We start from the raw sequence: 14,035 nt of genomic DNA, 5'->3' as shown, positions 1-14,035 counted from the left end.
ACGTAATCGTAGGAGGAAATTATGAAAATCAAGATTCCAGAACAATTTATCATTGGGGCTGCTTCTTCTGCTTGGCAGACAGAAGGTTGGAAAGGAAAAAAAGAAGGACAAGACTCTTTTCTAGACAGTTGGTATAAAAATGAATCGTTTGTTTGGCATGAAGGGTATGGACCAGCAGTAGCAACAAACTTTATGGAAAAATACCAAGAAGACATTGATTTGATGAAAGAGATCCATTTGACACATTATCGGACATCGATCAACTGGGCGCGTTTTTTTACAGACTATGAGAATCTGGTCGTTGATGAAGAGTATGCTCAGCATATCGACAATGTTATTGATGGATTGATCGAAGCTGGTGTAGAACCAATGCTTTGTCTCGAACATTATGAAGTTCCGGCATTCTTGTTAGAAAAATATGATGGCTGGTCTTCAAAAGAAGTTGTTGAATTATATGCAGGATACGCACGTATCGTTTTTGAACGATACGGTGACAGAGTGAAAAATTGGTTTACGTTCAATGAACCGATCGTTACCCAAACACGCTGTTATCTTGATGCGATTCGCTGGCCTCACGAGCAAAATACGAAAAAATGGATGCTTTGGAATTTCCATAAAGTTCTTGCTTCAGCAAAAGCAGTGAAAATCTTTAAAGAACTCGGACAAGATGGCCGTATCGGCTGCGTGTTGAACCCAGAGATGGTTTATGCACGTTCTTCCTCGCCAGAAGATCAACAGGCGCAAAAAATGTATGACTTGTTTTATAATCGTGTCTTTTTCGATCCGATGATCCAAGGAGAATACGATCCTGAATTGATCGAACTTTGTCAAAAACACGAGATTTATTTTGACCCAACGGAAGAAGAAAAAACGATCCTCAAAGAAAATACATTAGATTTCTTAGGAATCAATCAGTATTATCCAAAACGAGTTCGTGCGCCGCGCTATCAATGGCATGAAGGAATGCCGTTCCATCCAGAAATGTACTATGAGACATTTGATTTACCAGGGAAAAAGATGAATAATTCCAGAGGCTGGGAAATCTTTCCGCAAATCATGTACGATATGGCTATCTACTTAAAAGAAAATTACGGAGATATTCCATGGCTAGTCACTGAAAATGGGATGGGCCGAGAAAACGAAGAACAGTATATCGATGAAACCGGCAAAGTGGTCGATGATTACCGAATCGACTTTATTGGTCAGCATTTGCGCTATCTTTTGAAAGCAGTCGAAGAAGGGGCAAATTGCGAAGGCTACATGCTGTGGGCCTTCACTGACTGTGTATCGCCGATGAATGCATTTAAAAACCGTTATGGATTGGTACGGATCGAATTAAATGAAGAAAGAACAAGGACTTTGAAAAAATCTGGTTATTGGTATAAAAGCTTGGTGGATGAGCGGATCTTAGAACTGCCGGATGATGCTGTGAATAAGTAAAATAGGCTGTTCCTCTTGTTTATAAACAAGAGGAACAGATTTTTTTATTTGCTGAAAAAGATGCGTCAAAACGCGTGTATACCATAAATGAAACAGTTTAAATAAACTTGTTATTTAACGATTAAAAAAAGATTAGCCTACTCGATGAAACAAATGAAATAGTTCACAAGACGCTTGCTTTTGCTTCGAGACATTGTAAAGTAGAAGGATAAGGTGAAGGAGTGAGCGGAAAGTGAAAGAAGCATCAGAAATATTAGAACAAAGTATTGAATACGGTGTCAAGAAAATTGAAAAGCCTTTCTTGGCTAAGATGATTTTAGGTTTTATCGGCGGAGCCATGATCTCATTAGGTTATTTAGCTTATATCAGAGTTTCAGCTTCTATTCCGGCAGATCTAGCAAGTGTCCAGGCGTTGGTCGGCGCTAGCGTGTTTCCAATCGGTTTGATCGTCATTTTATTGGCCGGCGGAGAACTGATTACAGGAAATATGATGGCTGTTGCTTGTGCGTGGTTTGATCGAAAAGTCTCGTTTAAAGAGCTGGCAGTCAATTGGTTAACGATCACTATTGCGAACATGATCGGCGCAATATTTGTTGCTTATTTTTTTGGACATGTGGTTGGATTGACTTCGAACGGTGTTTATTTGGATCAAGTAATCAGTTTAGCAGAACACAAAGTAGACGTAAGCTGGATTCAAGCAGTAGGGTCAGGAATCGGCTGTAACTGGTTTGTTGGTTTGGCTTTGTGGCTGTGTTATGGGGCAAAGGATGCGGCTGGAAAAATATTGGGCATCTGGTTTCCAGTAATGATTTTTGTTGCAATTGGTTTTCAGCATAGTGTGGCAAACTGTTTTGTGATCCCAGCTGCGATATTTGAAGGTACAGCTGATTGGAGCAGCTTCTTCATCAATTTCCTTTTTGTCTACATTGGAAATATCATTGGCGGTGCTGTTTTTGTTTCAGGATTTTACTATTTGAGTTTCAGAAAGCATTGATTTTTATAAGACATATATTTTTATTTACAAAATAGAATAAACAGCATACCAGCGATAATATCTTAAAAAGCTGAAGCTTTCGAAAATGAGATAAATTATTTTCGAAGGCTTCGGCTTTTTTTATCTAGCCTTCTGCATATGATTCAACAAATCGAACAAAACATGCTATACTGTCTTTGAAACAGAACGTTAAAACTGTACTAGTATTTTTTGAAAATGTGTTGTATAGTTAACCTGTGTTTATTGTTGAGGATTGATTAAAAGGAGAATAGTAATGGATAATAATATGAAACAAGGTTCAAAAACTGTTGTAGAAAGTTTGGTAAACCACAAAGTAGATTATATTTTTGGTATTCCAGGGGCGAAAATCGATGGTGTGTTCAATGAATTAGAAGATGGCGGACCAGAATTGATCGTGACACGACATGAACAAAATGCAGCGTTCATGGCACAAGCAATTGGCCGTATCACCGGTGAACCTGGTGTTGTCATCGCGACAAGCGGACCTGGAGCAAGCAACTTAGCTACAGGCTTAGTGACAGCAACAGCAGAGGGCGATCCTGTATTAGCAATTGCCGGACAAGTAAAGCGCAGCGATTTATTGAAATTGACACACCAAAGCATGGATAATGCTGGATTGTTCAAACCAATCACTAAATACAGTGCAGAAGTCCATGATCCTGAAACAATCTCAGAAGTCATTGCAAATGCTTATCGTATGGCGAAAAGTTCTAAAAAAGGTGCCAGCTTCATCAGTATCCCTCAAGACGTGGTAGATGCTCCTGTGAAAGGTGAAGTAATCAAACCATTAAGTGATCCGAAACTTGGCTCTGCTTCAGCTTCTGATATTGCTTATTTAACAGAACGTATCAAAGAAGCGCAACTTCCTGTTCTTTTAGTAGGGATGCGCGGTTCAAGTGAAGAAGAAACAGCAGCGATTCGCCGATTAGTGGCAAAAACAGGTTTACCTGTCGTTGAGACTTTCCAAGCAGCTGGTGTGATCTCTCGTGAGTTGGAACAACATTTCTTCGGACGTGTTGGTTTATTCAGAAATCAGCCAGGAGATATGCTGTTGAAACGCAGTGACTTAGTGATTGCAATCGGTTATGATCCAATCGAGTATGAAGCGAGAAACTGGAACGCAGAGCAAGATGCACGCATTATCGTTATTGATGAAAGCCCAGCAGAAATCGATTTTTATATGCAGCCAGAAAAAGAATTGATCGGAAATATTTCTGCTACCCTTGATTTGATCAGCGAAAATCTAGAAGATTCTCTAATCTCATCAGAGGCTTCAGCGTATTTAGCAACGTTGCAAGACAAACTGACAAAACGTGATATTGCAAAACCAAGCGAATTGGAAGGCGCATTACATCCACTTGAAGTCATCAACACGCTACAGTCAAATGTAACAGATGATATGACTGTTACGGTGGATGTGGGCAGCCATTATATCTGGATGGCTCGTCACTTTAGAAGTTATGAACCACGACATCTGCTTTTCAGTAATGGGATGCAAACGCTAGGTGTTGCACTTCCTTGGGCGATTTCAGCAGCTCTTGTTCGTCCAAATACACAAATCATTTCAGTATCGGGAGACGGCGGATTCTTATTCTCTGCGCAAGATTTGGAAACAGCAGTACGCAAAAAATTAAAAATAATTCACTTGATTTGGAACGACGGACACTACAATATGGTCGAATTCCAAGAAAAAATGAAATACAAACGTGCTTCAGGTGTTGATTTTGGTCCTGTCGATTTTGTGAAATATGCAGAAGCTTTTGGTGCCAAAGGTTTTAGAGCAACGAATGTGGAAGAATTAGAGCAAGCGATCCAAGAGGGCATGAAAGAAGATGGCCCAGTTATCATCGATATCCCAATCGATTACCAAGACAATGAAAAATTAGGTGAAACGATCTTACCTGACCAATTCTATTAAGGAGATGTCCCAAATGAATAAATTGTATCAGCATGGAACGCTAGGCGCATTGATGGCAGGATTGATGGACGGAACAGCCGCGATTGATGAGATCTTAGCTCAAGGAGATTTTGGGTTAGGTACGCTTCACGGACTTGATGGAGAAGTAGTTTTTTTAGATGGAGCGGCTTATCAAGGTCGTTCTGATGGCGCAGTTATCCCGCTGACAGGATCAGAAAAAACACCGTATGCTGCGGTGACTTCATTTAAATCAGATGAAACAATCGCTTTGTCAGAAATGTCCAGCACTGAAGCAAAAGAAATGATTTTGGAAAAACAGAGTAAAAATCTCTTTTTAGGAGTCAAGATAACTGGCGAATTTAAAAAGATGCATATCCGTATCATGCCAAAACAAGAAAAACCTTACAAACGTTTAGTTGAAGTATCCGAGCAGCAGCCTGAATTTACACAAACAGATATCAAAGGAACCATTGTCGGCTTCTTCACGCCGGAATTGTTCCAAGGTGTAGCCGCAGCAGGTTTCCATCTGCATTTTATTGATGAAGACCATAAGTTTGCAGGACATATCATCGATTTCGAGCTTTCAGAAGGTACAGCAGAAATCAGCCGGATCGAATCATTGATCCAGCATTTCCCAGTTGAAGACCCAACCTTTGTACAAACAGAGATCGATTATGCAGATTTAGCTTCAGAGATCCAAAAAGCAGAATGATCCTCAACAAAGACTTTCTTCGTGTAAATAATAAAAAATAAAAGAATTTTCTCATCAGCTCCTCAAAACATCTTGATGATTTTGAGGAGCTGATTTTTAAGGTGTGGCGTTGTTTTATTTTTTTTTATAAAAAAATAAACGGTATAAAACAGCTGTTTTTTTGTGTCATACTATTTATTTTTAAGGGATACGTTGTTTTTTTAAAATAAGAAGACACAACTTCTTCATAAATTGTTCAATTAAAATTTAAAATAACTTAAATTTTTTAACCTTACATTCTACGCAGGACATGTTATTATTATTACTGTAGTTATTAAACACTCACTTGAAAATAAAAGACCAGAACGGAGTACATTGAATGAAACATAAATTGAAATTTGGATTCGCCATCTTAGTTGCATCAGCGGCATTGGCAGCTTGTTCTACTAACGAAGGGGACAAAGCAATCGTAACGATGAAAGGCGGAACAATTACGCAGCAAGATCTTTACGATAAATTAAAAACAGGCAGTGAAGCCACTCAACAAGTCCAAATGATGACGGTCATGGAAGTATTCAATAATAAATACGGCGATAAAGTCACAGACAAAGAAGTAGATGCTGAATATGACAAAACAGCAGAACAACTAGGTGACAGCTTTGAAGAACAATTGGCAGCTGTTAATTATACAAAAGAATCATACAAAGAAGACATCAAAAAACAACTTGCTTATAACAAAGGTTTAGAATCACATATCAAGTTGACAGACGACGATTTGAAAACAGCATGGGAATCCTTCCATCCAGAAGTAGAAGCACAAATCATCAAGTTGGACAGCGAAGACGATGCAAAAGACGTGAAGAAATCTGCGGATGACAAAGGCGACTTTACAAAACTAGCAAAAGAAAAATCAACTGATACAACAACAAAAGAAGACGGCGGAAAAATCAAATTTGATTCCCAATCAACAACTGTTCCGTCAGAAGTCAAAGAAGCAGCATTCAAATTGAAAGACGGCCAAATCTCTGACGTGATCACAGCAACAGATACTTCAACTTATGCGACATCTTACTATGTTGTCAAAATGGTGAAAAACCAAGATAAAGGCAATGACATGGATAAATATAAAGATGAAGTAAAAGAAATCGCGAAACAAACAAAACTAAACGACAGCACATTCACATCAAAAGTTGTGGCTGAAGAATTGAAAGAAGCAAACGTGAAAGTGAAAGATACTACTTTCCAAGATGCCTTAAACAGCTTGACTGGAACAACTAGCTCATCCACTGAATCTTCTAAATAATCCTAGAAACTGAAGCAGATCAAGAAAGAATTCTTGTCTGCCTCAGTTTTTTTATAAAGAAAACATGGTTCAGCGGCTGATTTTAAGCTATAATCTTCAACAAAAGGAGCTGAAAAATATGTGGACAGAACAAGAGAAAAAAGATGCCTATGAATTATTATTGCTTCAGCAAAAAGGACTTATAGAAGCAGAAACAGACTGGCTCGCGACTTTAGCGAATTCTTCTGCGCTGCTGAATGAGACATTGAAAGAAACTGTTTTTGCAGGATACTATCTATACAATCAAGAAGAATTGATCCTTGGTCCTTTCCAAGGTCGTGTTTCTTGTACGCGTATCAAAATGGGAAAAGGTGTCTGTGGAGAATCTGCGGAGAAACGCGAAACATTGATTGTAGATGATGTAAAAACACACGAAAATTATATATCCTGTGATTCTGCGGCACGTTCAGAAATCGTCGTACCGATGGTGAAAAACGGTCAATTAGTTGGCGTTCTTGATTTGGATTGCAGTGAAACGAACGGGTATGACCATACAGACCAAATCTATTTGGAAAAATATGTGGAAATTTTATTATCTAATTTTAATAGTTGATGAAAGTTTCTGAAAAAACAAAAGACTAAAATAACTGAAAATTTATATATGTACATTGGATAAAATGATAGTTTTTATGAAAAAAGTACGATGAACCAGTGCTGGTTTGTTGTTCTTTTTTTATTTTTAAAAATAACAGAGGTTTTCTCTTTGCAAAATATAATTTTAATGTTATTATTATTTTAATTTAAATGATGAAAACATTAGAAGGTGATTAGATATGGAAAGAGAAGCAATTGTTTTAGGTCAAAAATACAAGTGTCATCCAATTGGTTTAAAAAATCAAGTAAGCGGTGAAGTAATCAAAAAACTAGAAAATTGTGTTATTTTCTGTGTAGAAGATTACAACAGTGAAGATCATTTAGAAATTCAAGAAAAATGCGGGAAAGTAGTCGCAAAATATGAAAATATCTATGAAATAGAAACAATGATCGAGACTGTCAGCTTAAAAGCAATGTAACACAACTTTCATTGCACTTATATTATTCACGCAATTAGGCGAATCCTGAAAAAGGATTCGCCTAATTTTTTTGTTTGCTTTCGGCATAAGCGGTGTTCAGTTTTTTTCGCAGAAGCTTTTTTATTTTTTGGTCTCCTTTTCTTGAGACAAAGATGATAGATTGTAACGGAGGGGGAGAAAAACAGTGGAACTGCATATAGGAAGCAAAGAAAGAAAATGGTTTATATTGAAACGTCTACTAGATCAAGAACATTTAAGTTATCAGCAGCTCTCTAATGAGTATTTTGTATCGAGAAGCAGTATCGCTAATGATATTTCATTTATCAAATCACTTTTTCTAAAAGAAGGGTTGGCTTTGTCATTTGATAATTCGGGCACTTACTTTGAAGGCAGCGAGAGCCAAATCCAAAAAATGCTGAAACGAATCATTTTAAAAAAAGCAGGTCAGGCAATTGGTAAAGAACTATTTGTTGATCCGGTTTCTTACAACGAAATTTCGGAAGCGCTTTATGACGGAATGGAGAAAAGAGGGATCGAGATTCCAGAAAGTTATGTCCAAAATATCATCGTTTCGCTTTATGTAATGATCCAGCGAGCAGAAAAAGGGCATCATATCCATCTGGAAGGCAGCAGTCGGTTTGACAATCTATTTCTGGAATTCAATAATTATCCGCTTGTTTATGAATTATTGAAGCATTTGGAAAATCAAGGAATCTATCAATTTTCCACGGAAGAAATCCAATATCTGACGTATCTTATCATAGGAAGCGGCTTAAAATTTTTTATGAAAGATCAGCGTGTCCCGCTCTCATTCAGAGGGAAAGTCCGCGCTCTTATCCAGAAAGTAAGCGAAGGCATCCAGACAGATCTGACCCAAGACCATCGATTAGAAGAAGATTTGCTGATCCATCTTTACCAGCTGATGCTGCGAATCAGCGCACAAAGTTCGGTGGTGAATCCATTGATCCAGGAAATCAAACAAACATATCCAGTTCTATACGGTGTTATCTGGTTTTCGCTTACGGATTTTTGCCGCCCCTATCAAATGGAGTTGTCAGATGATGAGATAGGGTTTGTCGCTATCCATTTCCAAGCCGCCATTGAACGCACGCGAAAAAAAGAAAAAATCTTGTTTGTTTGTCCAAATGGTATCGGAACCAGTTCATTTGTTGCAGCAAAAATTCGTCGGATCTTGCCTGATATAGACACGATCGAAGCAGCTTCTCTGGCAAAATTAGCGCGGATGGATCTAAAAGATGTGGATTTTATTATTTCAACAGTCGCGATCCCTAACTTAAACATACCAGTTGTACAGATAACGCCCATGGTGACAGGAGCCGATATGAAAAGAATTATGGAACATTATATCGATCTGATCATTGAAGGAGAAAACCATCCGAAAAAAAGAGTGATACCAAAACAAACACAAGAATTATTAAGTGAAACAATCTTGTTCAGCGATTTCTCATCTAAAGAAGAAGTACTTAGCTACCTTACAGAGAATCAACAGTTCAATGATGGGAATAAAAAAGAACGTTTCATTCAGTCTGTTTTAGAAAGAGAGGATCTCCAGTCCACCTATCTGGAAAACGGTTTTGCGCTTCCTCACGGCGACCCGCAGTTTGCAGAACAAACAAAAGTAACGATTTTGATATTAGATAAACCAGTGTTATGGGGAAAACAAAAAGCAGATATTATTGTTTTTTTGATGATCCGCGAAGAAGAAATGCAGCAAGTAGAACCGATTATGGAATTAGTGATGCAAGGAATAAAAGAGAAAGAATGGTTTATCTCAAAAATGATGGAGGTGAAAAAGTGAGCAGATTGAAAAGCTGGCTGCCGAAGAAGCATATCCAAGTTTGCGAAAAAGCAGAAAACTGGCAGGAAGCAGTGAGACAAGCGAGTACTCCATTGTTGGAAGAACAGCTGATCACTGAGAAATATATAAAAAATATGATCGAAAGCGTAAAAGAACATGGTCCGTACATGGTCTTGAATGATTACTTCGCTTTGATGCATGCTCGACCTGGAGAAGGAGTAAATCAGCAGTGTATGAGTTTGTTCGTGGTCAGACAGCCTGTTGATATGGAAGGAAAACTAGTAAAAGCCTTTTTGATCTTAGCAGCCCAAGATAATCAAAGTCATTTGGAGAGTCTGCAAGACATCATGACAATATTTATGGATGAAGAAAAGTATCAAGAAATATTGACAAGCGATCAAGAAAAACTAACAGAGATTTTTAATGGAGGAGAAAGTTTATGAAAATTTTAGCAGTTTGCGGTTTTGGTGTAGGAAGTTCAATGGTCTTGAAAATGACGATTGAAAAAGCGTCAAAGGAATTGGGCTTAGATGCTTCTGTCGAAAACACAGATCTTTCCACTGCAAAAGCAACAAGTGCAGATGTGTATTTTACCAGCAATGAATTATTGCCGGAACTAAAAACATCAGTGAAAGCACCGGTATATGCTATCAAAAAATATATGGATAAGAATGAAGTCAAACAACAGTTGGAAAACTATTTAGCTGAAAAGGAAGGATAAAAAATGAACTTTTTAACTGATCATATATTGAGAAATCCCCCTGTTCTTTTAGGGTTGATTGCTATGTTAGGGCTTATTCTGCAACGAAAGAATTTTTCTGAGATCATCAAAGGTTCAATGTCGGCAGCGTTTGGAATGGTTATTTTGACAGCAGGTGTCAATATGCTGGTGGGGACGATCGCGCCAATCAATGTGGCAGTTCAGACACAGCTCGGTGTAACGGTCGCAGAAGGGCTTTCAGATGCGACATTCACAGCAGAATACGGCGGAACGGTTGGTTTGGCTATGTTCTTCGGGCTGATCATCCATTTATTGATTGCTCGGTTTACACCGGTGAAGACGATTTTCCTGACCGGCCATATGCTGTGGTGGTTCCCATTTGTTCTTGTTGCTGGCGGAGTTGAGGCTGGTTTGGAAGGTGTGCTTTTAATCAGTGTTAGTGCGGTATTAGCTGCTTGCTATTGGTCATTCATGCCTTGGATCATGCGGAAATATGTATGGGCTGCTACAGAAGATGATTCATTTTTAATTGGTCATCCAACTGGTATTTTATCCCTCGTCTCTGGATTTGTTGCTAAAAGGGTAGGGAACAAAGAAAAATCAACAGAAGATCTGAACATACCAGAAAGCTTATCTTTTTTTAGAGAGATTTCGATTACTGGCGGGCTAGTCATGTTCTTGATGAATGCAGTCGTAGGGATCATTGCCCCTGTTTTAGTACCAGAAGGCGCAAATCTGATCATGTTTTCTATTGAAGCAGGACTTAATTTTGGTGCAGGGTTGCTGATCATGTTATATGGTGTGCGTTTGCTGATCAATCAAATCATTCCGGCTTTTCAGGGGATTGCTGAAAAAGTTGTCCCAGGAGCAAAACCAGCATTTGATGTGCCGATTTTGTTCAATTATCGGCCCAATGCAGTGATCATCGGATTTATCGTAGCGATGATCACATCTACGATCCTAGTAGTAGCGGCGAATTCATTCAATGTATTTGGTGTATTGCTGGTCCCATTAGTTATCACAAGCTTTTTTGAATGCGGAGGAGCGGCAGTTATCGGCGAAGGACAAGGCGGTTTTAGAGGCGCGGTTATCGGAACGATTGCAGCTTCATTCGTCATGGTACTTTTGGCAGGTGCATCAGCAGTTGTATTTTCTACGACGATCCAAAATTGGCTATTGATTTTTGGCGGAAATGATCTTTCTTTGTGGGGAATGCTAGGACGTTTGATTAGTGGTTTGTTTGGAGGAATGTAAAATGTTTCAATATATGGAATGTATCAATGAAAAACTGAAAGAAGTTGCATCAAAAGAAGTCGAAGCGATGAATCAGACGATTGAACTATTGACAGAAACAAATAGCAAGAAGCGGTCGATTTTTATTTTCGGTGCGAGTCACGCTGGTATTTTAGCAGAAGAGCTTTATTATCGAGCAGGCGGAATGATGACGATCAATGCTATTTTTGGAAGAGAGATTATGTTAGATAGACAGCCAATCCAGTTCACTAGTCAAATGGAACGGTTAGAGGGATACGGTACAGCGCTAGCCGCAACAGTAGATTTCAAAGAGGAAGATGTATTGATTCTTCATTCTGTTTCAGGAAGAAATTCAGTCATTATTGATTTGGCGTTAGCAGCCAAAGAAAAAGGTGTGAAAATCGTTGCTTTGACAAACTTGACTTACTCGAAGTCAGTCACAAGCAGACATTCATCGAAGAAACGGCTGTTTGAATTAGCAGATATCGTCATCGATAACCATGGAGATATAGGCGATGCGTGCTGTGAACTTCCAGGAATCGAACAAAAAGCCGGTCCAACATCGACAGTGATTGGTGCAGCCATTTTAAATACGATCGTTGTCGAAACAGCAAAGAAAATGATCGAAAATGGTGTGAAATATCCGCCAATCTTTTATTCAGCCAATATCGATGGCGGCGATCAGCTGAATCAAGAACTTTTTGAAAGCTACAAAGAGAGTATCCATTATCGGTTATGAGTGGAAGAATCTTAATGCGTGCTCGCTCAGTTGACTTGCGGCATTAAGCTTTGCGGATGAAAAACAAAAGAACTGTTTCTCATCCGCAAAGAATCTTAATGCTCAAGTCAGAACACCGAGTTTACAACCTCTTTTCTTTTGTCTATAATTGAGCTACGTTCAATAACAAGGGCAGGGGATAAAAATGGATCAGGAAGAACTGGTTATCGAAAAGTTGAAAGATTTGATAAATAAGATGTCTTGGCTGAACAAAGGAAAGATGGAAAAAGCACTGAGAGGCCATAAATCTTCAGAGATACACTGTATTGAAGCAATCGAAAAAAACACCGATCCAAATGTAACAAAGCTGGCAGAAACTTTGTACATGACAAGAGGCGCGATCAGTAAAATCACAAAAAAATTGTTAGAAAAACAATTGATCGAGACCTATCAAAAAGAAAACAACAAAAAAGAAATCTATTTCCGTCTAACCGAAGAAGGAAAAAAATTATATGACCTTCATGAAGAATTGCATCAAGAGTTCCAAGAGCGTGACAAAGTCGTTTTTGAACAGACCACTAAAGAAGAGTTAAAAAGCATGCTGGATTTCTTGGATAAATATAACCATCATCTGGATGAAGAAATCAAAAGAAAAGAATTGGATACTTTTTAAGATACAAGAAGCTGTTTGCAACGGCTTCTTTTTTTATGGAAAATATTCTGGATATTTTTTGTTGACAAAGAAACAAAAACGAGGTATTGTTTCCTTGGAAATAATAATTCGAAGGAGAAATACATGCATACTTATCAAGCTTCAGCAAATCCAAATCAACCTATCAATAAGCGAGCTTTGTCTTTTGGGCTCTTTTCTGTTTTTCTTTGCGGCATCGGTTTTAGTATCATCAATCCAGTTGTTCCGTTTTTAGTTAGCCCTTATGTCCATTCAACAAGTCAGCAAGCCTTTTTCGTTACACTATTATCATCTGTTTATGCACTTTGTTTATTTTTTGCCTCACCGATATTAGGAGCATTGAGTGACAAATACGGCAGACGTCCGCTGCTGCTGATTTGTCTTTTAGGCTCCGCTGTTGGTTATCTTATTTTTGGCTTAGGCGGCGCACTTTGGATACTGTTTGCTGGACGAATCATAGAAGGGATCACAGGTGGAAGTATTGGAACGCTTTTTGCCTATTTCTCAGATATTCTTCCTCCAGAACAGCGAACAAAATACTTCGGCTGGGTCAGTGCATTTGTAGGCGCTGGAACGATTATTGGACCAGCAGTAGGCGGTTTATTGGCTAAGTTTGGTTACGCAGTGCCGATGTACGTTGGTGCGGCAGTCACATTATTAAATGTTTGTTATGGGTATTTCTATATGCCGGAAAGTTTAGCTAAAGATCGTCGTTCTCAAAATCTTTCTTTAAAGAAACTCAATCCTATCCATCAGTTTTCTGGTATTTTGTCTATGAAAACATTGCGGATCTTACTTCTTTCTGGTTTCTTATTGTGGATACCAAGCGGCGCACTACAAGCTGTTTTTTCTCAATTCACGATGGATGCCTTTCACTGGAAACCAGTTATTATTGGCTTGATGTTTTCGATTATGGGCTTTCAAGATATCTTTTCTCAAAGTCTGATCATGCCTCAGCTTTTGAAGAAATTCAGCGACAAGAAAATTGCACTTTTTGGCATGGGAGGAGAAGGTCTGGGTTATTTATTCATTGCGTTATCCGGGATTTATTCTTTTTATCCGTTGTTTATTGTCGGAATGTTTCTTTTCGGCTTCGGTGATTCGATTTTCGGTCCATCTTTCACTGGGATGCTTTCAAAAAGTGCCAGTCCGGATGAACAGGGACGAATCCAAGGAAGTAGTCAGTCGATTCAAGCATTAGCCAGAATGATTGGTCCCATACTTGGCGGACAACTCTATATCTCAGCAGGAAATTTTGCACCTGCGCTGATGGGTGTTTTGTTGATGATTGCAGCAGCTGGTATTTTGAAGAAATTCAAAGAAAGTGCGTTTATTCAAGAAGGTCAGTAAAACGTACGTTTGAAAATTTTAAAAAGAAAAAGATTCTATACCAAAAAAGACCCGGTCTGCAAC

14 protein-coding genes are annotated in these 14,035 nt (G+C 38.6%); all 14 read left to right on the top strand.

Annotated features, from left to right (window positions below; all coding sequences use genetic code 11):
- The first annotated feature begins 21 nt into the window (after nt 1–21).
- A complete protein-coding gene (locus IGI64_RS08395; RefSeq protein ID WP_429940178.1) occupies nt 22–1,440 on the top strand; it encodes a glycoside hydrolase family 1 protein in 1,419 nt (472 codons plus the stop codon).
- A gap of 232 nt (nt 1,441–1,672) precedes the next feature.
- Nucleotides 1,673–2,434 (top strand): formate/nitrite transporter family protein, encoded by a 762-nt coding sequence (locus tag IGI64_RS08390; RefSeq protein WP_429940177.1) that lies wholly within the window; start codon nt 1,673–1,675, stop codon nt 2,432–2,434.
- 274 nt (nt 2,435–2,708) lie between these two features.
- Nucleotides 2,709–4,373 carry an acetolactate synthase AlsS gene (gene alsS, locus IGI64_RS08385; protein WP_429940176.1) on the top strand — a complete coding sequence of 555 codons (1,665 nt, stop codon included), beginning with the start codon at nt 2,709–2,711 and terminating at the stop codon, nt 4,371–4,373.
- A 4-nt stretch (nt 4,374–4,377) separates the two neighbouring features.
- Nucleotides 4,378–5,085: an acetolactate decarboxylase gene (budA, locus tag IGI64_RS08380; RefSeq protein WP_429940764.1), complete on the top strand. Its 708-nt coding sequence runs from the start codon at nt 4,378–4,380 to the stop codon at nt 5,083–5,085.
- Between the two features lie 358 nt (nt 5,086–5,443).
- Complete coding sequence (locus IGI64_RS08375; RefSeq protein ID WP_429940175.1) at nt 5,444–6,367, top strand: peptidylprolyl isomerase; 924 nt, start codon at nt 5,444–5,446, stop codon at nt 6,365–6,367.
- Nucleotides 6,368–6,485: 118 nt separating this feature from the next.
- Nucleotides 6,486–6,959: a GAF domain-containing protein gene (locus IGI64_RS08370; protein WP_034861514.1), complete on the top strand. Its 474-nt coding sequence runs from the start codon at nt 6,486–6,488 to the stop codon at nt 6,957–6,959.
- A 220-nt stretch (nt 6,960–7,179) separates the two neighbouring features.
- Complete coding sequence (locus IGI64_RS08365) at nt 7,180–7,419, top strand: hypothetical protein (protein WP_429940174.1); 240 nt, start codon at nt 7,180–7,182, stop codon at nt 7,417–7,419.
- 184 nt (nt 7,420–7,603) lie between these two features.
- Nucleotides 7,604–9,238, top strand: coding sequence for a BglG family transcription antiterminator (locus IGI64_RS08360; RefSeq protein WP_429940173.1), 1,635 nt, complete (start codon nt 7,604–7,606; stop codon nt 9,236–9,238).
- Nucleotides 9,202–9,681: a PTS sugar transporter subunit IIA gene (locus IGI64_RS08355; protein ID WP_429940172.1), complete on the top strand. Its 480-nt coding sequence runs from the start codon at nt 9,202–9,204 to the stop codon at nt 9,679–9,681. The genes IGI64_RS08360 and IGI64_RS08355 overlap by 37 nt, the downstream gene beginning before the upstream one ends.
- Complete coding sequence (locus IGI64_RS08350) at nt 9,678–9,959, top strand: PTS sugar transporter subunit IIB (protein WP_429940171.1); 282 nt, start codon at nt 9,678–9,680, stop codon at nt 9,957–9,959. Before IGI64_RS08355 ends, IGI64_RS08350 begins: the two co-directional genes overlap by 4 nt.
- A gap of 3 nt (nt 9,960–9,962) precedes the next feature.
- Nucleotides 9,963–11,213 carry a PTS ascorbate transporter subunit IIC gene (locus IGI64_RS08345; RefSeq protein ID WP_016623541.1) on the top strand — a complete coding sequence of 417 codons (1,251 nt, stop codon included), beginning with the start codon at nt 9,963–9,965 and terminating at the stop codon, nt 11,211–11,213.
- Nucleotide 11,214: 1 nt separating this feature from the next.
- Nucleotides 11,215–11,952, top strand: a complete 738-nt coding sequence (locus tag IGI64_RS08340; protein WP_429940170.1) for a sugar isomerase domain-containing protein — start codon at nt 11,215–11,217, stop codon at nt 11,950–11,952.
- Between the two features lie 184 nt (nt 11,953–12,136).
- Nucleotides 12,137–12,604, top strand: coding sequence for a MarR family winged helix-turn-helix transcriptional regulator (locus IGI64_RS08335; RefSeq protein WP_016623543.1), 468 nt, complete (start codon nt 12,137–12,139; stop codon nt 12,602–12,604).
- A gap of 123 nt (nt 12,605–12,727) precedes the next feature.
- Nucleotides 12,728–13,972 (top strand): MFS transporter, encoded by a 1,245-nt coding sequence (locus IGI64_RS08330; protein ID WP_429940169.1) that lies wholly within the window; start codon nt 12,728–12,730, stop codon nt 13,970–13,972.
- Nucleotides 13,973–14,035: the final 63 nt, after the last annotated feature.

The sequence above is a fragment of the Enterococcus sp. DIV0210g genome (assembly GCF_050559705.1).
GTDB classification, from domain to species: domain Bacteria; phylum Bacillota; class Bacilli; order Lactobacillales; family Enterococcaceae; genus Enterococcus_B; species Enterococcus_B faecalis_A.
This window is presented reverse-complemented; position numbering and strand designations above follow the sequence as displayed.

Excerpts from the sequence above, each read along its gene's own strand:
- IGI64_RS08395 (WP_429940178.1), top strand. The coding sequence starts at position 22 with ATGAAAATCAAGATTCCAGAACAATTTATCATTGGGGCTGCTTCTTCT.
- alsS (WP_429940176.1), top strand. The coding sequence starts at position 2,709 with ATGGATAATAATATGAAACAAGGTTCAAAAACTGTTGTAGAAAGTTTG.
- budA (WP_429940764.1), top strand. The coding sequence starts at position 4,378 with ATGTCCCAAATGAATAAATTGTATCAGCATGGAACGCTAGGCGCATTG.
- IGI64_RS08375 (WP_429940175.1), top strand. The coding sequence starts at position 5,444 with ATGAAACATAAATTGAAATTTGGATTCGCCATCTTAGTTGCATCAGCG.
- IGI64_RS08370 (WP_034861514.1), top strand. The coding sequence starts at position 6,486 with ATGTGGACAGAACAAGAGAAAAAAGATGCCTATGAATTATTATTGCTT.
- IGI64_RS08365 (WP_429940174.1), top strand. The coding sequence starts at position 7,180 with ATGGAAAGAGAAGCAATTGTTTTAGGTCAAAAATACAAGTGTCATCCA.
- IGI64_RS08355 (WP_429940172.1), top strand. The coding sequence starts at position 9,202 with ATGGTTTATCTCAAAAATGATGGAGGTGAAAAAGTGAGCAGATTGAAA.
- IGI64_RS08350 (WP_429940171.1), top strand. The coding sequence starts at position 9,678 with ATGAAAATTTTAGCAGTTTGCGGTTTTGGTGTAGGAAGTTCAATGGTC.
- IGI64_RS08345 (WP_016623541.1), top strand. The coding sequence starts at position 9,963 with ATGAACTTTTTAACTGATCATATATTGAGAAATCCCCCTGTTCTTTTA.
- IGI64_RS08340 (WP_429940170.1), top strand. The coding sequence starts at position 11,215 with ATGTTTCAATATATGGAATGTATCAATGAAAAACTGAAAGAAGTTGCA.
- IGI64_RS08335 (WP_016623543.1), top strand. The coding sequence starts at position 12,137 with ATGGATCAGGAAGAACTGGTTATCGAAAAGTTGAAAGATTTGATAAAT.
- IGI64_RS08330 (WP_429940169.1), top strand. The coding sequence starts at position 12,728 with ATGCATACTTATCAAGCTTCAGCAAATCCAAATCAACCTATCAATAAG.